This is a genomic window from Pseudomonas mandelii, assembly GCF_900106065.1.
GTDB classification, from domain to species: Bacteria; Pseudomonadota; Gammaproteobacteria; order Pseudomonadales; family Pseudomonadaceae; genus Aquipseudomonas; species Aquipseudomonas mandelii.
In genome coordinates, this window is record NZ_LT629796.1 from 6392205 (window position 1) to 6412074 (window position 19870).

The 19870-nt window shown below is 59.6% G+C and carries 20 protein-coding genes; 5 read left to right on the forward strand and 15 right to left on the reverse strand.

Going from position 1 to position 19870, the window contains the following annotated elements; genetic code table 11:
* Positions 1-27: 27 nt before the first annotated feature.
* Positions 28-465 carry a DUF3995 domain-containing protein gene (locus BLU63_RS29520; protein WP_010459658.1) on the reverse strand — a complete coding sequence of 146 codons (438 nt, stop codon included), beginning with the start codon at positions 463-465 and terminating at the stop codon, positions 28-30.
* Between the two features lie 95 nt (positions 466-560).
* Here BLU63_RS29520 and BLU63_RS29525 point away from each other — a divergent pair, with 95 nt between their 5' ends.
* Both BLU63_RS29525 and BLU63_RS29530 read left to right on the forward strand, forming a co-directional pair.
* On the forward strand, positions 561-947 hold the full coding sequence (locus tag BLU63_RS29525) for a DUF2946 domain-containing protein (RefSeq protein WP_083376932.1): 387 nt from the start codon (positions 561-563) through the stop codon (positions 945-947).
* A gap of 89 nt (positions 948-1036) precedes the next feature.
* Entirely contained in the window at positions 1037-3184 is a 2148-nt protein-coding gene (locus BLU63_RS29530; RefSeq protein ID WP_083376933.1) for a TonB-dependent receptor, read from the forward strand.
* Between the two features lie 48 nt (positions 3185-3232).
* Here BLU63_RS29530 and BLU63_RS29535 read toward each other — a convergent pair whose 3' ends face one another.
* The 4 genes from BLU63_RS29535 to BLU63_RS32915 all read right to left on the reverse strand — a co-directional run bounded on the left by BLU63_RS29535 (position 3233) and on the right by BLU63_RS32915 (position 5396).
* Positions 3233-4249, reverse strand: a complete 1017-nt coding sequence (locus BLU63_RS29535; RefSeq protein WP_083376934.1) for an ABC transporter substrate-binding protein — start codon at positions 4247-4249, stop codon at positions 3233-3235.
* Positions 4250-4367: 118 nt separating this feature from the next.
* Positions 4368-4571 carry a hypothetical protein gene (locus BLU63_RS29540; protein WP_010459649.1) on the reverse strand — a complete coding sequence of 68 codons (204 nt, stop codon included), beginning with the start codon at positions 4569-4571 and terminating at the stop codon, positions 4368-4370.
* On the reverse strand, positions 4571-5041 hold the full coding sequence (locus BLU63_RS29545; RefSeq protein WP_042932119.1) for a hypothetical protein: 471 nt from the start codon (positions 5039-5041) through the stop codon (positions 4571-4573). Before BLU63_RS29545 ends, BLU63_RS29540 begins: the two co-directional genes overlap by 1 nt.
* Positions 5028-5396 (reverse strand): hypothetical protein, encoded by a 369-nt coding sequence (locus BLU63_RS32915; RefSeq protein ID WP_144443460.1) that lies wholly within the window; start codon positions 5394-5396, stop codon positions 5028-5030. Before BLU63_RS32915 ends, BLU63_RS29545 begins: the two co-directional genes overlap by 14 nt.
* Positions 5397-5451: 55 nt before the next feature.
* Here BLU63_RS32915 and BLU63_RS29550 point away from each other — a divergent pair, with 55 nt between their 5' ends.
* From BLU63_RS29550 to BLU63_RS29560, 3 genes are all read left to right on the forward strand, one after another.
* The gene (locus tag BLU63_RS29550) at positions 5452-5700 is read left to right on the forward strand and encodes a hypothetical protein (RefSeq protein WP_010459645.1); all 249 of its coding nucleotides are present in this window, start codon (positions 5452-5454) and stop codon (positions 5698-5700) included.
* 159 nt (positions 5701-5859) lie between these two features.
* Complete coding sequence (locus tag BLU63_RS29555; protein WP_010459643.1) at positions 5860-6090, forward strand: hypothetical protein; 231 nt, start codon at positions 5860-5862, stop codon at positions 6088-6090.
* 121 nt (positions 6091-6211) lie between these two features.
* The gene (locus BLU63_RS29560) at positions 6212-6451 is read left to right on the forward strand and encodes a DUF2789 domain-containing protein (RefSeq protein WP_077749718.1); all 240 of its coding nucleotides are present in this window, start codon (positions 6212-6214) and stop codon (positions 6449-6451) included.
* A 160-nt stretch (positions 6452-6611) separates the two neighbouring features.
* On the opposite strand, the gene BLU63_RS29565 is transcribed toward BLU63_RS29560, so the two are convergent.
* From BLU63_RS29565 to BLU63_RS29610, 10 genes are all read right to left on the reverse strand, one after another.
* A complete protein-coding gene (locus BLU63_RS29565; protein ID WP_083377317.1) occupies positions 6612-8216 on the reverse strand; it encodes a methyl-accepting chemotaxis protein in 1605 nt (534 codons plus the stop codon).
* A gap of 216 nt (positions 8217-8432) precedes the next feature.
* A complete protein-coding gene (locus BLU63_RS29570; RefSeq protein ID WP_010459637.1) occupies positions 8433-8837 on the reverse strand; it encodes a TraR/DksA family transcriptional regulator in 405 nt (134 codons plus the stop codon).
* 327 nt (positions 8838-9164) lie between these two features.
* Entirely contained in the window at positions 9165-10187 is a 1023-nt protein-coding gene (locus BLU63_RS29575; RefSeq protein WP_008153855.1) for an ABC transporter permease, read from the reverse strand.
* Positions 10188-10431: 244 nt separating this feature from the next.
* Positions 10432-11997 carry a sugar ABC transporter ATP-binding protein gene (locus tag BLU63_RS29580; RefSeq protein ID WP_083376935.1) on the reverse strand — a complete coding sequence of 522 codons (1566 nt, stop codon included), beginning with the start codon at positions 11995-11997 and terminating at the stop codon, positions 10432-10434.
* A gap of 70 nt (positions 11998-12067) precedes the next feature.
* The gene (locus tag BLU63_RS29585; protein WP_010459630.1) at positions 12068-12994 is read right to left on the reverse strand and encodes a sugar ABC transporter substrate-binding protein; all 927 of its coding nucleotides are present in this window, start codon (positions 12992-12994) and stop codon (positions 12068-12070) included.
* Between the two features lie 157 nt (positions 12995-13151).
* A complete protein-coding gene (locus BLU63_RS29590; protein ID WP_083376936.1) occupies positions 13152-14204 on the reverse strand; it encodes a Gfo/Idh/MocA family protein in 1053 nt (350 codons plus the stop codon).
* A gap of 145 nt (positions 14205-14349) precedes the next feature.
* Positions 14350-15360 (reverse strand): Gfo/Idh/MocA family protein, encoded by a 1011-nt coding sequence (locus BLU63_RS29595; RefSeq protein WP_083376937.1) that lies wholly within the window; start codon positions 15358-15360, stop codon positions 14350-14352.
* A 32-nt stretch (positions 15361-15392) separates the two neighbouring features.
* On the reverse strand, positions 15393-17324 hold the full coding sequence (gene iolD / locus BLU63_RS29600) for a 3D-(3,5/4)-trihydroxycyclohexane-1,2-dione acylhydrolase (decyclizing) (RefSeq protein ID WP_083376938.1): 1932 nt from the start codon (positions 17322-17324) through the stop codon (positions 15393-15395).
* Positions 17325-17494: 170 nt separating this feature from the next.
* Positions 17495-18316 (reverse strand): TIM barrel protein, encoded by an 822-nt coding sequence (locus BLU63_RS29605; RefSeq protein WP_083376939.1) that lies wholly within the window; start codon positions 18314-18316, stop codon positions 17495-17497.
* A gap of 25 nt (positions 18317-18341) precedes the next feature.
* A complete protein-coding gene (locus BLU63_RS29610; RefSeq protein WP_083376940.1) occupies positions 18342-19844 on the reverse strand; it encodes a CoA-acylating methylmalonate-semialdehyde dehydrogenase in 1503 nt (500 codons plus the stop codon).
* Positions 19845-19870 lie beyond the last annotated feature (26 nt).

A 19870-nucleotide genomic window follows, 5' to 3' on the forward strand; every position in this document is an offset into this window, starting at 1 on the left:
AGGAGCGAGGCTTGCCCGCGAAGCTTTTCAGATCCAGGCAACAGCCAACAACCCGGCCCCCAACACCACACACAGCGGCGAATAAGCCCAGGTGTCGAGTCGGGCAAACTTCGAATCCTTGACCTGCTTGAAAAACCCGATCAGATTCGAATCGCCGATCGCCCTGGCAAACATCAGCATCGCAATGGCGCTGATTACCCATTGCAGCGACCAGTGATGCACCGTCGGCAAATACAGGCCGACCCGCAGGCATACCAGCATCGCGATCAACAGCAATCCCACCGCGACCAGCAACGTGGCAAACCCCGACGGCTTGAAGGCCGGCCTGGATTCCCCTCCCCCCTCTGGCGATATTCGCGGGACCGCCGCCTCGCTACCTAACTTGCCGCCTGCCGCCCAGTACAGGTGGATCAGGCTGATCAACAGGAAGATGGCAGCCATCCATTGCGCGATCAATAGGCTCATGTTCAGACATCCAGCGTGAAATGTCGCAGCAGGATGAACTTCATTGAACGATTTTGTAAGGGTATTCGTCATCGACGATGATAAAGTGCCGCTCCATGAAACTCGCCCGAACTGATCGCACATTGATGGCATGGATGCTTTATTGCTGCGTCCTGTTCAATGTGTTCGCCTGCAGTATCGGTCACGGGCAAATGGTCGGGATGCAGCTCAACGGCATCGGCGGCCCGTTCTGTTCGGTTGATCCGGCGACCCAGGCGCCAGTTTCCTCGAACTCCTCGGACGACAACCTGCCGACCCTGTCCAAAGCCTTTGGTTGCCCGCTGTGTTCCACCGGCGGCATGGGCCCGGCGCTCAACTCCAGCCTGACCCTGGCGATACTCCCGGAGCAGCACAGCCCGCCTCTGGCTGTCATCGCCAACACTGACCTCCCCGCCCGTTTCACCTGGCCCTCGGCCAATCCTCGCGCTCCGCCTGTCGCCTGAATTTCTTCGCCTTTCCCGATCAGCCCACTGCGCCAACGCGTGGCGTTCGCCCGTGCGCTGTTTCTTAGCCAGGAATTCAGGATTCATCGATGAAACATGCTGCTTTGTTAGTAAGCCCTTTGCTGGCCAGCCTGTGCGGCTGCCTGTCTGTTAACGCATGGGCGCAATCCACCGTCGACCTCGCACCGATTACCATTGATGGCGAAGCGACGACCGAGCCAGGGCTGAGCCTCGATCAGTCCAGCGGCATGGCCTCGCGTCTGGGCCTGAGCGTGCGGGAAACCCCGGCATCAGTCGCCATCGCCAACCGCCACGACATCGAGCGCCACGGCGCGCAAAACTTCCAGGACGCCGCCAACACCTTGCCGGGTGTCAACGCCAGCGCACCGCCGGGTTTCGGCGGGTTCGTTTCCTACCGCGGTTTCACCAGCGGTCAGATCACACAGATGTTCAACGGCATCAACGTCTCTGGCGGCCTCGCCCGGCCAGTGGATGCATGGATATACGATCGGGTCGAACTGGTGGGTGGCCCCTCGTCGCTGATCAATGGCGCCGGCTCCGTGGGTGGCTCATTGAACTACGTGACCAAACTTGCGACCCGCGAAGAGCAAGCGGTCGAAGGTCGTGTCAGTTACGGGACTTATGACACGACCGAGACCGCGTTCGGACTTAACCACGCACTCAGCGAGGCCGGGGATGATGTGCAGCACTACGCGCGCCTCGACGTCAGCCACAACACCGGCAATGGCTACATCGACCGCCAGGAGCGCGATGCCTGGAGTGTCGCGTTTTCGCTGCTCAGCGACCTGACGCCCAACCTGTCCCACACCCTCGCGCTGGAATATCAGGACGAACACGAAGACAGTCCTTACTGGGGCACACCTGTGCTCAATCCCAAGGCGGGCGAGCTGAAAATCGACAAACACAATCGTTTCAACAATTACAACGTTGAAGACGGGCGTTACGAGCAGCGCACGATCTGGGCTCGCTCGATCATCGACTACCGGATCACCGACAGCACCACCCTGCGCAACACGCTTTACCACCTCGACAGCCAGCGCGATTACCGCAACCTGGAAACCTATCAGTACAACGCCGACAACAGCGCGGTGAATCGCTCCACGGCGTATCAGGTCCGGCATCAGGGCGAACAGAACGGCAACCAGTTCGAACTGCGCCACGACAACACGCTATTGGGCCTGGAGACCACCTGGTCTGGCGGTTTCGAGTACAAGGTCAACCAGACCACCAACTCGCCGTTGAACGTCAAAGGCGCAAGCACCGTTGACCCGAATAACTTCCAGCCGGGACACTTCTACGACATTCCCGGCACCCGACCGGGATTTGTCAGCGACAAGACCAACGAGGTCACCACCAAAGCCCTGTTCGCCGAAAACCGCCTGGCGCTGACCGACAAACTGGCGCTGCTGACCGGCCTGCGTTACGACGATATCGACCTGGACGTGACCAATCACCGGCAAGTGACCGCCAGCAATCCCCGCCATTTGAAACGTAGTTGGGAGCCGGTGACGGGAAGGCTCGGCCTGACCTACCAGTTCATTCCCTCCGCCAACGTCTACGTGCAATACAGCACCGCTGCCGAACAACCCAACGGCACGCAGGATTTCGACGTGTCCACCGGCAAGCAATGGGAAGTCGGCAGCAAGTTCGATTATCTGGACGGGCGCGGTTCGGCAACGGTGGCGGCGTACACGATTGAGCGCAAGGATTTCGCAGTGACCGATCCGCTGGACCCGACCCTCAGCATTCCAGTGGGCCAGCAGACGTCGAAGGGGATTGAATTGGCCAGTTCGTTGCAAATCACCGACAAGCTGTTTGCCGAGGGCAACTTCGCGTGGGTTGACGCACAGTACGACGCGTTCACTGAGAAAAATGCGGCGGGCGTGGTGGTATCACGCAAGGGCAACACGCCGACCAATGTGCCGGACCGGGTCGGCAATGTGTGGCTGACCTATGACTTCGCACCGCAGTGGCAAGGGGGTGTCGATGCGCGCTATGTGGCCTCAGTGTTTGCCGACAGCGCCAACACCATGACGGTGCCGTCGTACACGCTCTACGGCACGTTTCTCCGTTACGAGGTCGACCGCCACACCACCGTCACCGGCCGAGTGCGAAATCTGACCAATGAGGTGTATGCCGAGTTTGCGCATGTGTCGCCGGCGTATTACCTCGGAACACCGCGAACGTTTGAGCTTGCGGTGCAAACGCGTTTTTAACCCTGCACATCTCTTGTGGCGAGGGAGCTTGCTCCCTCGCCACAATAGTCACTGGAGACTGGCGGAGACTTTATCCGCCACATCCTTCGGCACCCACGTCTGCCATACTTCTGGGTGCGCCTTCATGAACGCCTCCGCCGCTTGCCGTGGCGGGGTATGTTTTTCGCTCATTTGGGCCAGTGCCTTGTTCAAGGGGTCGATCGGAAAATCGACCTTGCTGAAGAAATCGGCAATCTGCGGATACTGCTTTTGAAAAGGTGTGGACACGCCAATCGACAGCTTCGAGGCCAGCGAGCGAGTCGGTTTCGGATTAGGGTTATCAGCGTCCGTCAGGGTTTTCCAGGCTTCGGCATCAAAGGGCGGTTCCTCCAGCTGAATCAGCTTGAAGCGCCCAAGCAACGGCGTCGGTGACCAGTAATAAAACAGCACAGGCTTGCCACGACGGATCGACGAACTGATCTCTGCATCCAGCGCTGCACCGGAACCGCTGCGGAAATTCACATAGCTGTCGTTCAGGCCATAAGCCGTGAGTTTCTGTTTGTTCACCACTTCCGATGTCCAGCCAATCGGACTGTTGAGGAAGCGTCCCTTGCCCGGGCTTTCCGGATCGCTGAACACATCCTTGTACTTGGGCAGGTCGCTGACACTGCGCAGATCTGGCGCCAATGGCTTGATGCCCTTGGCCGGGTCGCCCTTGATCACGTATTCCGGCACCCACCAGCCTTCAGTGGCACCCTTGACCGTGTCGCCCAGGCTCACGACCTTGCCCTCGGCTTCAGCCTTGACCCAGACCGGGCTGCGACCGGCCCACTCCTCGCCAATGACCTGAATGTCATTGTTGGCCAAGGCGGTTTCCAGGGTGATGGTGGTCCCGGGCAAGGTGTCGGTCGGCAGGCCGTAGCCCTTCTCGACGATGATCCGCAGGATGTCGGTGATCAGGCTGCCACTTTCCCAGTTCAGGTCGGCAAAATGGATCGGCGCCTGGGCAGCGGATACCGGAATGGGTGAACTCAATACACCCAATGCGGCCAGTGCACCAACCAACAACCGTCGAAATCCTTTCATGCTTTTGCACCTCGTGCTGTTCACAGCAAATAGCAGGATGGCCTGACAGAAGACCGCAAGCCTCTGAATACTCAGTCAACTGACTGTAGTAGAGGTTCCTGCTTTCGAGAGGGGCGATTCAATTTTCGGAAGTTTCCTGCAAGCGTGCCAGCTCTCTTCTGACCATGCTGGCGTAAGCCGCCGGGCGCAGCGTGTAAATCTGTGACGCCACCCACGTCAGCCAGCCTCCCTGCAGAACAGCCTTGTGCTCGAACAGCCGTCGGGCTTCGAGGTGCGCACTGGCCTGGTTCTGTTCGTGGAAGTCGGCGCGGGTCAGGGTCATTACTCGCTGGCCTTGAACGTGATCAGTTCGCCTTTGCGCCACTTGGCGGCTTTGGCGGTCACGGCTTTCAGGGTTTTGGTCAGGCCTTCCTGCAACTGCTGGTGCGCGGCGAAGACCATCACCACGCTATGACCTTCCTTGAACACAATCGCATGACCCTCTGCGGTGGTGACAAAGGCGTAATCGCCCAGCCCGTAAACCGTCAGTTTGATTTCACGGAACTTGATGTCGAGCTTGCCGCCTTCACGACTGGGCAGAACCGAAGCGCTGAAATGATCGCCGACCTTGAGCTTCAGCCCTGGCTTGTCGTCGACCACCAGCGCCTCTTCGGTGTCGATCTCGGCAATGTAAATGCCTTCAGCGTTCTGTTCGGTGATGTAAACGAAACGTGACTGAAACTGTTTAACCAGCTTTGCGCGCAAATCACCCAGCACGAACAAAGCATGCATATCGAGATTACTTACTGCCAAGGAAACATCCCCACATCTGAAAATGATGCCGCACGCAGAAAAAGCGCACAGCAGAAAAAAGCGGCCATGCCGAAGTGTTGCCGTAAGACCCGGGTTGAAATCCTGAGCCGAGCAGAGCGCTCATGCCTCGCGAGGTCAGTGAGATTACTGGAATATCACTCGCGCCGTCCTCTGTGAAAGTCGTCAGATGTTGAAGGAAAAAGCCCTTCTCACAGCCAGAGGAAACCGGATTACCAACTTTAGGGAAAAAACTCTTTAAAAAAAGCACTTTTCCGACATATCGCAAATAAAAAATTGCTTTAGATGAACACTGTTCGCTAACCAGTGCGGGTGATTCTAGAGCAGCGATGCTCACCGAGACTACCCAAAACGATGTACACACGTCGGTAAAACAATGAAAAGGACTTCACATGTGCACCATGACTCACTTCGCTTCCCCCCAGACAACGCGCGCAAACAATTACGCCCCGTTGCACCCGGCGGTGTTCCAGCCGCATGAATTGCAGCCTGAAAGCCTGCTGCTGCCACGCTTTCAGGTGGTGCTGGCCGGTAATGCCTTCTTCCATATCAAGGAAATTTCTACGGGTCGTGTAAGAGGTTTCCGTGGCTGCCATAACGAAGCCTGCGCACTTGCCCGCTCACTTGAGTCTCGCATCTGACGCGTTCGCCTGCCTTCATGCCTATAGACGTTTCGTCATGCCGGCGACTTAACTCAGCCGCCGGCAGGCAACTACTGCCATACTGCCCGACCAATGAAATTCGTCCCCAGGACGGACGGCATTCAACACAACAATATATTTCCAAGGGAAGGCAGCTACGTGACGGAATTTGATATCGGTGAATTTTTTATCCGGGGCGAAGCCAGAGAGGTCGAAGGCGAATTCCAGGCAGTCATTGTCATGCGTGCCAAACCACCGTTGACCACGGTGACGTATCACCAAGTCGAGAAGGATCGCTGGTTCAAGACCTCGGACGTCGCTGCCATAGCCGCCAAAGAAGCTGCCCAGGCTCTGAAAACGGCTGTCGATGAAGGTGCATTGAAAGCCTGATCGTCGGATTTGCCGTCTATGCTCTCTCCTGCTTCCCCACATCGCAATCGAACTCCTGAAGCGCGGCCCGCTCAGATGCCATGAAGCCGCACCTCAGATCGCGACCCGCAAGGAGATGAAGATGGATTCACCTATACACGACTTGAAAGGTTTGTTCGACCAGCTCGGTCTGGACTCCAGTCAGAAAGCCATCGATGAATTCATCGCCAGCCATTCACCTTTGGCCGACGACAAGAAACTCATCGATGCGGAGTTCTGGACGCCGCAACAAGCCGGCTTCCTCAAAGAACGATTGCGTGAAGACGCCGATTGGGCGCGGGTGGTCGACGACCTGAACCTGCGCATGCATCAGATTCACTAGCCCGCCTGTCTTCCGTCAGCGATAAACCTGTGGCGAGGGAGCTTGCTCCCGTTGGACTGCGCAGCAGGCCCATCTTGGGGCCGCTATGCAGCCCAGCGGGAGCAAGCTCCCTCGCCACAGTTGAGTTTCAGGCTTGCTCACCGGTTATCATGTTGAGCATCTAGCGAGGACTCTGCGGTTTGTACCCCAACCGCAACCCACCCCAATGCCGCCCCTTGAGCATGATCGGCACCGAAAGGTCGTGCATCAGTTCGCCTGTGTCGCGGGTGTAAGTCTGCAACAACACCGGCTGTTGATGGCTGCCACAGCGGATGCCGGTGCGGTCGGCAAATTTGCGCTTGGTGCGGTTTTGGACCGTATCGACCTGCGCATCGCCGGTCAGCGGTTGGCTGAAGATTTTGTTATGGGTGGGCACGTAACCCTGCTGCGTACAGGCGATGGCAAACACCAGGCCTTCATGGCGCGGCAGCAACGGTTCCTGGATGGCGGGCAAGACCTGATCGGTGTAACGATCAAAACGCGTCTGAAACTTGGCCGGACTGGTGTTGGGGATCGCCTGGTAATTGCGATCAAACAGATCATCGAGGCTGACACGGCCCTGATCAATATCCGCTTCGAAGCGCGCGGCAATCTGGCTGGCGCCTTCGCGGGCCAGGTCATAGATGCGTTGGTGGTAGTCATCCAGCCCGACTTCGGCCAGACGCTCGCTGATGGTTTCGGCCTGGCCTTCCATTTGCACCGCAGCCTGGGCCAGGCGCTGGGTCTGTTGGTCGCTGATCGCCAGGTCGCTGCGCATCTGTTCAATGGCATGGAACAGGCTGTCGAGTTGTTCGCGGTTGGTGTCCGCCCCCTTGGCGATTTCCCCGACCTGATGCTCGACGCCGGCAGCCAGGCGCGCGATGTTTTCCAGGTGCTGGCCGGTGTGCTCGACCTGCTTGACGCCGATGTCGAGGTCGCTTGACAGTTGGCGGATCTGCTCCACCACCTGCGCCGTGCGTTGCTGGATATCGGCGACCATCTCCCCGACTTCGCCAGTCGCCGTCGCCGTGCGCGCCGCCAGGCCGCGAACCTCATCCGCCACCACCGCGAACCCGCGACCATGTTCCCCGGCCCGAGCCGCTTCAATCGCGGCGTTCAAGGCCAGCAGGTTGGTCTGACTGGCGATGGACTGAATCACCAGGGTGACCCGTTGAATATCGTCGCTGCGCAGGCTCAGGGCTTCGATCAGCTCACGGCTGTTATTGGCGCGCTGACTGAGCTGATGCATGCGGCTGATGGACTCGATCAGTTCCGTGCGCCCTGCTGCGCTGCTCTGATGAGCTTCGCTGGCGGCACTGAGGGCTTCGCGGCTGAGTTTCGACGTAGCTTGTTCGGTCCCGATCATCACTTCGGCGTTGCTGACGATTTGCGCCGCCGCGTCGAGTTGCGATTGCAGTTTGTCCGCCAGTTGCTTGACCGAAAAGGCCACGCCCGCGGCCGACAAAGCGTTATGACTGGTGGTGTAGGAAAGATCGCGAGTCAACTCGGCGATGGCGCTGGCGCCGTCGGAGGGCGCTGCTTCGGGCGTGGCGCGCGAGCGCAGGCGAGGCAGCCAGATCACCAGCACCGCCAGTGGCAGGCAAAGGTAAAGCGACCAGCCACCCAACGCCATGCCGCACAGCAAGAGCATCAGGGCGATGCTTTGCAGCGTTGGCGTCAGCCAAAGGTTTTTCGGCAAAAACACTGGTGCAGGCACTGCCGCAACCAGAGATCCGTCTCTCGTCATCTTCGTCACCCCAAGGCTCTTCTAATTGTTGTGCATGCATTAAACGCCACCACAAGGCCATTATCTATGGTCCATTAGTAGTGGGCGTTGCAGCAGCTCAATAGAAGTGCCTGAGGTTTTCGCAGACGGCAAAAAGCATCGCGGGCAAGCCTCGCTCCTGCAGGTTCATCGTGAACCGTGGGAGCGGGCTTGCCCGCGATGCGGGGCGCTACGAAATCAGGCCTGACGCTGGTGCTTGTCGATCTGTTCGTGACGCTCTTGAGCTTCGATGCAGTATTTGGTGGTCGGGCTGATCAGCAGGCGTTTCAGGCCGATGGCCTCGCCGCTGTCGTCGCACCAGCCGAAGCTGTCTTCTTTGATGCGTTCCAGAGCCTGTTCCAACTGAGGCAGCATGCGCTGGTCGCGATCGATCGCGTTCACCAGCCAGGTGCGCTCTTCTTCGACAGAAGCAGCGTCGGCCGGATCGGCTGGAGTGTCCAGGCTCTCGATGGCGATGCGGTTCTGTTCGATGCGCTCATGGGTTTCGACTTTCATGTTCTGCAACAGCTCATAGAAAAAAGCATGTTGCTCGGCATTCATGTAGTCATCCGCCGGCATGGCCAGCAACTTGTCCTTTGTCATTGATATCTCTATAAAAAAACGTGCATTAAGGCGAATTAGGGAGCGTTCCGGTGGACCAGGTCTGGCCATCGGAAAGGCGCCGTTTATTCCAAGCGCCACCCGGCACTCAATTTACGAGGGCCGGCAGTCTAAGGCCGACTTGAGGCCTCAGCAACTGAAAAGACAGCGAATTTGTCCGACAAAGCCCGGAAAGTGCTCTATGGCAGCCTCTGCGGTGGTTATCGGAGTGCGTTTATAGCAAGAAATTCAATCGAGCGGCTGTATAGAGAAGACAAATGGTTGCGCCACGCGGGTCAGGCGTGGCGCATTGGCTGTCGGTTCTACGACTCAGCGCTTGAGTTTACGCTTGTTGCGGTATTGGTCGATCACCACCGCCACCACAATAATCAGTCCCTTGATGATGTCCTGAATATACGCATCAACACCGACAAAGGTAAACCCACTGGCCATCACTCCGAGAATCAAGGCACCGATCACGGTGCCGGTAATGCGCCCGACGCCACCGGCCAGGCTGGTGCCGCCGATGACCGCCGCGGCAATCGCGTCCAGCTCATAAGACATGCCCATCCCCGCCTGCCCGGTCGCGGCACGCGCCGAGGCCACGACGCCCGCCAGGCCGGCCAGCAACCCGGCGATACTGTAGACGATCACCAGATGACGCTTGACGTTGATCCCCGAGGTGCGCGCCGCCTGCATGTTGCCGCCGATGGCGTAGGTGTACTTGCCGTACTTGGTGTAGCGCAGGGCGATGTGAAAGATCACCGCGACCACCAGGAAAATGATCACCGGCATGGCGCCATGACCGATGGCCGTGTAGGAATCCGAGAGCATGCTCACCGGCTGGCCTTCGGTGTAATAACGCGCCAGGCCACGCGCCGAGACCATCATGCCGAGGGTGGCAATGAACGGCGGAATCCCGGTGATGGCAATGATGCTGCCGTTGATCGCGCCCGCCAGCAGCCCGACGCCGAGCCCGGCGATCACTGGAATCCACACGGGCAAGTCGGTCAGCGACGGAAACACCGCCCGGGCGAAATCCGAGGTCTGGGCCAGACTCGCAGCGATCATCGCTGACAGCGCCAGCACCGAACCGGAGGACAGGTCGATCCCGGTGGTGATGATCACCTGGGTCACGCCAATCGCCAGCAGGCCGATGATCGACACTTGCAGGATCATCAGCACCAGGCGCTGGGAGTTCATCAGGAAGCTCTGGTCGCGCACGATCCAACCAAAGACTTCGAAGACCAGGCCGATGCCAATCAGCACCAGGAAGATACTCAACTCGGTCGGAAAGCGCCGACGACTCTTGACCGGTGCCGTTGCTGGCTTGTTTTCCAGTATCGCGTTCATAACCATTCACCCTTCTAATGAATTCCGGCATCGACTACATACCTGTGGCGAGGGAGCTTGCTCCCGCTCGAGTGCGCAGCGCTCGCCAGTTCTACGGTATGTTCGAGACATTGGGGCCGCTTCGCAGCCCAGCGGGAGCAAGCTCCCTCGCCACAGAATCCCGGTTCACCCCTGGACTCTGCTCACCCCTGGACTCTGCTCACCCCTGGACTCTGCTCACCCTTGGACTCTGTTTGCCCTTGACTCAATGGCGTACGGACATGCCCGAGGCCAGTTGCATGACTCGTTCCTGGGTCGCTTCGCTGCGGTCGAGGGTGCCCATCAGGTCGCCCTCGTGCATGACCATCACCCGGTCGCTCATGCCGAGCACTTCCGGCAGCTCCGAGGAAATCATGATCACCGCCATGCCTTCGCTGGCGAGGTAGGAGATCAGCCGGTAGATCTCGGCCTTGGCGCCGACATCGATGCCACGAGTCGGTTCGTCGAGGATCAGGATGCGTGGATTGGTCATCAGCCAGCGCGCCAGCAAGGCTTTCTGTTGGTTGCCGCCGGACAAGGTGTCGATGCACTGCTCAAGCGACGGGGTTTTCACCCGCAGCTTCTTGCACATGTCTTCGCACAAGACCCGCAGGGCTTTCTGCTGGATGAACCCGTGGCCGGCGTAATGCGGCAGCACCGCCATTTCCATGTTCTCCAGCACCGACAGGCACGGGAACAGGCCGCTGAGCTTGCGATCCTCGGTCAGCAAGGCGAAGCCCTTCTCGATCGCCATGTGCGGATCGCTGATGCGCACCACTTCGCCATCGAGACGAATCTCGCCACCGTCGCTCGGAGTGATGCCAAAAATCGCTTCGGCAACGTTGGTGCGGCCTGAGCCCATCAGCCCGGCGATGCCGAGGATCTCGCCCGCATGCAGGTCGAAGGACACCCCTTTGAAAATGCCGTCGAGCTTGAGGTCGCGCACCGACAGCAGCAGATCGCCAATCGGTTTTTCGCGCACAGGGAACAGCTGACTCAGCTCGCGGCCGACCATCATCGAAATCAGGCTGTCGCCGTCCATGCTGTCAGCCCGTTGCAAGCCAATGTAGGCGCCGTCGCGGAACACCGCTACTTCATCGGCGATCTCGAACACTTCGTTCATTTTGTGGGTGATGTAGATGATGCCTTTGCCCTGGCTCTTGAGGTCGGCAATGATCGAGAACAGGTGCGCGACTTCCTTGTCGGTGATGGCCGAGGTCGGTTCGTCCATGATCAGGATGTCGGAGTCGTAGGACACCGCCTTGGCGATCTCGACCATCTGCCGCTCGGCGATGCTCAGGTTGCCGACCTGCTCCTCCGGGTCGAGGTTGATCCGCAGGCGTTCGAGCAGTTTCGCAGTGCAGCGGTGCATTTCGCGGTGGTCGATCATGTGCAGGCTGTTGAGCTGCTCGCGGCCGATCCAGATGTTCTCGGCGATGCTCATGTGCGGCATCAGGTTGAGTTCCTGGTGGATCATTGCGATCCCGGCCTGCAGCGCGGCCAGCGGCGTATCGAACACCACCGGCTGGCCGCGAAGGCGCAACTCGCCGGCGTCTGGCTGGTAGATGCCGGCGATGATTTTCATCAGGGTGGATTTGCCCGCACCGTTCTCGCCCATCAGCGCCAGGACGGAGCCGGGGCGCACACGCAGTTGCACATCCGACAACGCCACCACACCGGGAAAACCCTTGCTGACGTTGATGATCTCCAGCAGGTACGGCTCATCGACAGGTGTTGCGGTTGGCTGGATACCCACCAACGGGGTGCTCGAAGCAGTCGCTGAAGCGAACATGATCAGGTACTCCATCAGCAAGGTCGCGGTGGCAACCTTGCGTGCTTATTGTTGTTATGGGGCGGACGGGCTATTTGAACGTGTCGACGTTTTGCGGCGTGATCAAACGGTATGGCACCCACACGGCCTGTTCAACCGGCTCGTTTTTGGCCATTTTCACTGCCGTGTCGATGGAGCCGTCGGCCTGACCTTTCGCATCCTGGAACACCGAGACCGCCAGACTGCCTTTCTTGATTGCGTTCAAGCCGTCCGGCGTACCGTCGACACCCGCGATCAGCACACTGCCCTTGTCGACGCCGGCCTGTTGCAGGGCCATCGCGGCACCAATGGCCATTTCGTCGTTGTTGGCCACCACTGCATCGAACTTGCGGCCCTGGGTCAGCCAGTCGTTGACCAGGGTCATGCCTTTATCCCGCAGCCAGGTGCCGGTCTGTTCTTGCTCGATCTTGATGTTCGGGTATTTGGCCAGCACCTCTTTCACGCCCTTGGTGCGGTTGGTGGTGGAGTTGTTCGCGAGGTCGCCCAGCAAAATCACGATGTCGCCCTTGCCGCCCATTTTGTCGGCCAGGTATTGCATCTGCATTTCACCGGCTTCCAGGTCGTTGGAGGCCACCGTGACCACGCCTTTGGGCAGTTTCAGGTCATCGGGACGACGGTTGACGTAGACCAGCGGGATGCCGGCCTTGACGGCGGCTTCGGTGATTTTTTTGGTGGCGGCGGTGTCCACCGGGTTGACCACGATGGCATCGACTTTCTGGCTGATGAAGCTTTCGACCTGGCTCAACTGCTTGACCACGTCGCTGCGCGCATCTTCGAATTGCAGCTGCACGCCGTCGGGGTAGGACTTGGCTTTCTTGTCCATGGATTCGCGCAGGTAGGTCAGCCAGGTGTCATCGAACTGGGACATGCTGACGCCGATCTTCATGTCGGCGAGTGCAGCGCCACTGGCGAACATCAGGGACAAGGCCAGTGAGGCAAAACGGATCTTGGTCTTCATGAAAAGTCTTTCTCCACATTCTTGTTGGTTTTATGGATGAGGCGTGACGATTTTCAGTAAGCAGGCAAGCGGGAAAAGCTGTGAAAACGAGCGAGAGGCAGTTCGCTGGAAATGACTTTATTGGAATATTATTTCTATATCAACTCATTTTAGAATTTTATTCTGATTTTGTTCCATGGCTCTCAAACGGGCTCAATTCCACGACCTGACGCCGTTCGAAACTCAAGCGCGCAGCGTCTAGAACGCGGGTGGTCGCCAGTGCATCACGGGCTTCGACAGGCAGTGGGCCACCGCTCTGTAACGCGGTTTGTAGCTGCAAATAGAACTGATTCCAGCATCCGCGTTCCGACGGCACCCGCTCACGCACTTCGCCCTGTTCAAACCAGCCCCAGCGGCGATGCTCTTCCCCGCCCCAGCGCTCACCCTCGGATTTCGGCGATAGCCCGGCGAGCGCTGAAGCTTCCTGCCCGTCCAGACCATCGACGCTGTAACAACCTTGAGTGCCGGTCACGCGAAAACGCGGGCCAGGGGTGTTTTGCAGGCAACTGCCGCCCAGGTGCGAGATCACTCCGTTAGCGTGGGTCAGGGATACAAAGAAGCCATTGTCGAAGGCCTGGTCTTTTTCCAGGTAATCCAGTTCGGCGTACACCCGGTTCACCGGGCCGAACAGCAGTAACGCCTGATCCACCAGGTGGCTGCCCAAATCGCGCAGGAAGCCGCCGCCACTGCTGTTGTTCACCGATTGCGGCGAGTAACGCTCGATCCGCGACTCGAAACGGGTGACACGGCCCAGAGCGCCGGACTCGATGAGTTTGCGCACGGTGAGGAAGTCCGAGTCCCAGCGACGGTTCTGGTAGACGCTGAGCCGCACGCCCTGGCGCTCGGCCATGGTGATCAGGGTTTGCGCTTGCTGCGCATCGGCGGCAAACGGCTTGTCGCTAACCACCGCCACGCCGTGTTCGATGCCGTCGAGCACCAGCGCCGGTCGGCCCTTGAGCGGCGTCGATACCACCAGCACATCGATCCCGGCTTCGACCAATTGGCCGATGCTGTCGAAGGCCGGTACACCGGGGTATTCGGCCGCCAGCAATTGTCGGCGTTCCGGGGAACGGGTGACCACGCCCACGAACGTAACCGCCGGCAGGCTGCTGATCAGCGGAGCATGGAAAAACCGGCCGCCATGGCCGTAACCGACAAGTCCGATGCGCATGAAAATGTTCTCCTTATAAATAGCTGCCGGATATACACGCCCCCTGTGGGAGCTAGCCTGCTCGCGATAGCGGAGTGTCAGCCGACATTAATGTTGAATGTGCTGGCGCTATCGCGAGCAGGCTCGCTCCCACAGGGGACGGTGCTCAACCGTAGAAACGGGGGCGGTCAGGGAGTGTGACTTTGATGATCGCTCCGCTGTTTTGTGCTTCGATGCAGGCATCTGCTGCGACGGCGGCAGCGAAGCCATCCCATGCTGACGGGCCTCCGACCTGCCCCGCTCGCACGCCATCAATGAACGCCTGCAACTCAACGTCATACGCCGCAATGAAGCGATCCTTCCAGTCCATCAAAATCGCGTTCGACAACTTCGCGCCACTGCGCAGTTGAACCTGCGAAGGCTCCGGCAGTTTGGCGATGCCGGTCTCCCCCACCACTTCGCACTGGATGTCGTAGCCGTACTGGCAATTGACGAACACCTCGACGTCGATGCGTGTGCCCTTGGCGGTTTCCAGCAAAACAATCTGCGGGTCTTTCAAATGCGCGAGGGCCTTGCTGCTCTTGCGTGGGAACACCACTTGCACGGACACGTAATCGTCATCGAGCAACCAGCGCAGCACGTCGAGTTCGTGGATCAGCGTATCGGTGATGGCCATGTCGGTCTTGTAGTTCTCGCCCACGGTCGGGTTGCGGTGCGCGCAATGGAGCATCAGCGGTTCGCCGATCTGACCGCTGTCGATGACCGATTTGAGTGCGCGATAGCCTTCGTCATACGGCCGCATGAAACCGACCTGCACCAGGCGCTTGCCGTGGGCCACTTCGGCCTCGACGATGTTGCGACAGCCTTCGGCGGTGACGGCCAGGGGCTTCTCGCAGAACACTGGTTTGCCTGCCGCAATCGCCGCCAGCACAAACGCTTCGTGGCTCGGGCCCCAGGAGGTGACGAGGATCGCTTCGACTTCTGGCGCGTTGATCAGCGCCAGCCCGTCGGGGTAGACCTCGGCGGTCAGATTCAGGTCGGACACGACCTTGGCCGCTTGCTGCAAATTGATGTCGGTGACGGCGACCACCTGGCTGTTGAGCAAGGTCTGGCTGCAACGACGAATGTGGTCCTGGCCGATGGCCCCGGTGCCGATGACGCCTAACTTTAATGACATGTAAGGACTCCTTATTGTTCGATTCAGGGCAATCAGTACTGACGGGCCTTGGCCAGTCGTTCATTGAGGGTCTTGGCCACCGCGTTGGTGCGGGCGCTGGTGGAGACTTGCGCCACGCCGACCCGCCACCACGACAGGTAGCCATGAATCATGGTCTTGGGCAGGACCTTGATGTCGATCAGTGTCGACACGGTCTGCAAACGCGCATCCGCCAGCGCGGCTTTCAGCTCGTCAGCGGTGTTCACTTTGTAAGTCTTGCAGCCATAGGCCGCCGCGCTCATGGCGAAATCCACCGGCACAAAACCGCCATCGAGCTTGCCGGTGTCCGGGTTGCGGAAACGGAACTCGGTGCCGAAGCTGTCCATGCCGTTGCCCATCTGCAAGTTGTTGATGCAGCCGAAGGTCATGTTGTCGAGCAGCACCACGTTGATCTTGCGGCGCTCCTGGATCGAGGTCGCCAGCTCCGAGTGCAGCATCATGTAAGAGCCGTCGCCGACCAGCGCATAGACCTCGCGCTCCGGCTCGGCGAGTTTCACGCCCAGTGCGGCGTTGACCTCGTAACCCATGCAGGAATAACCGTATTCGACGTGATAGGTGTTCACGCCCTTGCTGCGCCAGCTGCGCTGCAAGTCACCGGGCAGACTGCCGGCGGCGGCGACGATCACGGCGTCATCAGCGAGGGTTTCGTTGAGCACGCCGAGCACGCGGCTCTGGGTCAGGCAGGAACCGGTCAGCTCGATGAATTCGCGCAGGACCGCCGGGTCCATGTGGTCGTTGATTTCCGGGGAGAAGTCTTGAGTCTGGTACTCGATCTGATAGAGACGATCGACCTCCTCATCCAACTGAGCCTTGGCCTGACGCGGTTGATCGCCCCAGCTGGAACGGTAATCGCCCAGTGCTTCGGTCAGCGCCAGCAAACCGGTTTTCGCATCCGCCAGCAGTTGCACGCCATCCAGTTTCAGGGCATCGCACGGGCTGATGTTGAGGTTGAGAAACTGCACGTCCGGATGCTGGAACAGGGATTTCGACGCGGTGGTGAAATCGCTGTAGCGGGTGCCGATACCGATGATCAGATCGGCGTCTTTTGCCAACAGGTTCGCCGCCAGGCACCCGGTTTCGCCAATCCCTCCGACGTTCAGCGGATGGCTGGACACCACCGCGCTCTTGCCGGCCTGGGTTTCGGCGAAGGGAATGTCGAAGCGCTCGGCAAACGCCTGTAACGCCGCGTTGGCCCCGGAGTATTTGACCCCGCCACCGCAAATGATCAGTGGTTTGCGCTTGCCTTTGAACAGCGCCAGCGCATCACCCAGCATCGCGTCGGTGGCCGGACGACGTTCGATGCGGTGCACGCGTTTTTGCAGGAAGTAATCGGGATAGTCGTAGGCCTCGCCTTGCACGTCTTGCGGCAAGGCCAGGGTCACCGCGCCGGTTTCGGCAGGGTCGGTGAGCACCCGCATGGCGTGGATCGCCGCGGTCATCAACTGCTCGGGGCGGTTGATGCGGTCCCAGTATTTGCTCACGGCCTTGAATGCATCGTTGGTGCTGATGCTCAAGTCGTGGAACTGTTCGATTTGCTGCAACACCGGGTCCGGCTGGCGGCAGGCGTAGACGTCGCCGGGCAACAGCAGCAAGGGAATGCGGTTGGCGGTGGCCGTCGCGGCGGCGGTCAGCATGTTCGCAGCGCCTGGGCCGACGGATGAGGTACAGGCGTAGATTTTGCGCCGCAGGTGTTGCTTGGCGAAACCGATCGCGGCGTGGGCCATGCCTTGTTCGTTGCGGCCTTGATGAACGATCAGGTCACCGCTGTCCTGCTCCAGGGCTTGCCCCAGGCCCAGCACGTTGCCGTGGCCGAAAATGGTAAAGATCCCGGCGATGAATTTGCTCTGGACCCCGTCGACCTCGATGTACTGGTTATCGAGGAATTTCACCAGGGCCTGGGCCATGGTCAGTCTTGTTGTGGTCATGCGGCACCTTCCTTTGAAGCTGAATCCGGTGTGTGCTGTGAAATGCGATCACTGTGGGAGCGAGCCTGCTCGCGATGGCGGTGTTTCAGGCGACATTAATTTTGCATGTGCCGCCGTCATCGCGAGCAGGCTCGCTCCCACAGTTGATCTCCATCAATTCGAATACGGTGTCAGGCCTGGGATTTGTTCAGGTGATTCATGCTTGCTCCAATGGCCTGCTCGATGTTGGCCAGGCCGTGGACGCTGTCGGCAAACGGCTCGAATGACAGGTAGCCGCTGTAACCGCCGCTGAGCAAGGTGTCGATCTGTGCGGCATTGCCAAGAATGTCGCCCTCGCCCACCAGCACGCGATGGCCGTCGCGGATCGTCGCCAACGGCGCCTCGGCATCCTCGACACCGGAGATATGCACCAGCCCGGTCAGCTCGGGGAAAAACTCCTGCTCACACGCCAGGTGATGGTGAAAGGTGTCGTGGACGAGCCGGAACACATCCAGCCCACCGACAACCTTGATCGCTTCCACCGCCGTGCGTTTACGCCGCAGCGAGCATTCTTCGAAACCCAACGGCTCGATGAAACCGAGAATGCCGTGATCGCGCAGGATCGGCGCCAGTTCACTCAAGGCGGTGCGCAACCCTGAAGCGCGCTCGGCTTCGCTTCGAGTATCCGCGCGATCATTCAGCGGGCACATGACCACCCCCTGCGCGCCGCAATCACGAGCATAAGCCGCCAGTTTCAAGGCCAGCGTCCGGTGCTCGTCATTCCACACATCAAACGGGTACAGCGCGTTGATCGACAGCACGCTGATGCCTTGGGCCGCGCACAACTCGCGGACGCGCTCGGGCGCGGTGCCGTCTTCTATCTCGACACCCTTGAGGTCATTGCGAATCTCGATGGCGTCAGCCTTTAGGGCTACCGCCAGGTCGATGAACGCGGGCAGGGACAAACGTGGGGCGACCATACGGTTCAGGGCGAAACGCAGGGGTTTGCTCATTATTGTTGTTCTCCGCACAGGTGAATCACTTGGCTGTCGGCATGCTGAATTCAGGGCCCTTGGCGATGCTGTCGGGCCAGCGTTGCATCACGCTTTTGTAGCGGCTGTAGAAACGGATGCCTTCTTCGCCATAGGCGTGATGGTCGCCGAACAGCGAGCGCTTCCAGCCGCCAAACGAGTGCCAGGCCATGGGCACCGGAATCGGTACGTTGATGCCGACCATGCCGACCTTGATAGTGCGTGCAAACGCCCGGGCGATGCCGCCGTCGCTGGTGAAACATGACACGCCGTTGCCGAATTCGTGGGCGTTGATCAACGCCACGGCACTGGCGAAATCCGGGGCGCGGACGATGCCCAGCACCGGGCCGAAGATCTCTTGCTGGTAAATGCTCATCTCGGTAGTGACGTGATCGAACAACGTCGCGCCGACGAAGAAGCCGTTCTCCGCCCCCGGCACCTTGAACCCACGACCATCGACAATCAGCTGCGCGCCTTGCGCCACGCCCTGGTCGATAAAGCCTTCGACCTTGGCCTTGTGTTCGGCCGTCACCAACGGCCCCATGTCGCTGTCACCCTGCATGCCGTTGCCGACCTTGAGTTGATCGATGCGCGGCAGCAGTTTGGCAATCAGTTGGTCTGCAACATCGCCCACCGCCACAGCAATCGAGATCGCCATGCAGCGCTCGCCGGCCGAGCCGTAAGCCGCGCCGATCAAGGCGTCTGCGGCCTGATCCAGATCCGCGTCGGGCATGACGATCATATGATTTTTCGCCCCGCCCAGCGCCTGCACCCGCTTGCCGCGCGTGGTGGCTTGCTGGTGGATGTACTCGGCAATCGGCGTCGAGCCGACAAAGGAAATCGCCTCGATGTCCGGGTGTTGCAGCAGCGCATCGACCGCTGTCTTGTCGCCCTGAACCACGTTGAACACGCCGTCCGGCAAACCGGCTTCGGTCAGCAAACGGGCCATCAGCAAACTGGCGGACGGGTCGCGTTCGGAGGGTTTGAGAATGAAGCAGTTACCGGTAACCAGCGCCAGCGGGATCATCCACAGTGGCACCATCACCGGGAAGTTGAACGGCGTGACACCGGCGCATACGCCCAGCGGCTGGCGCAGGTTCCAGTTGTCGATGCCGCCGCCGATGTTGTCACTGAATTCGGTTTTCAGCAGGCTCGGCGCGCCACAGGCGTATTCGACGATCTCGATGCCACGGGTGACTTCGCCCTTGGCGTCGGAGAACACCTTGCCGTGTTCGCGGCTGATGATTTCGGCCAGTTCGTCGTGATGACGGTCGAGCAATTCCTTGAACTTGAACATCACCCGCGAACGGCGCAAGGACGATTGCTCGGACCAGGCCGGGAATGCTTTCAGGGCCGAGGCAACGGCGGCGTCCACGGTCTTTGCGCTGGCCAGCCCGACACGCGCTTGCACCTCGCCAGTCGCCGGGTTGAAGACATTGCTGAACCGCTCGCTACCGCTGTCTTGCACGTGACCGTCGAGGTAATGGCCGATGACCGGGGCGTCGCTCATTGTTCTTGTTCTCCGTTCGAATAGTG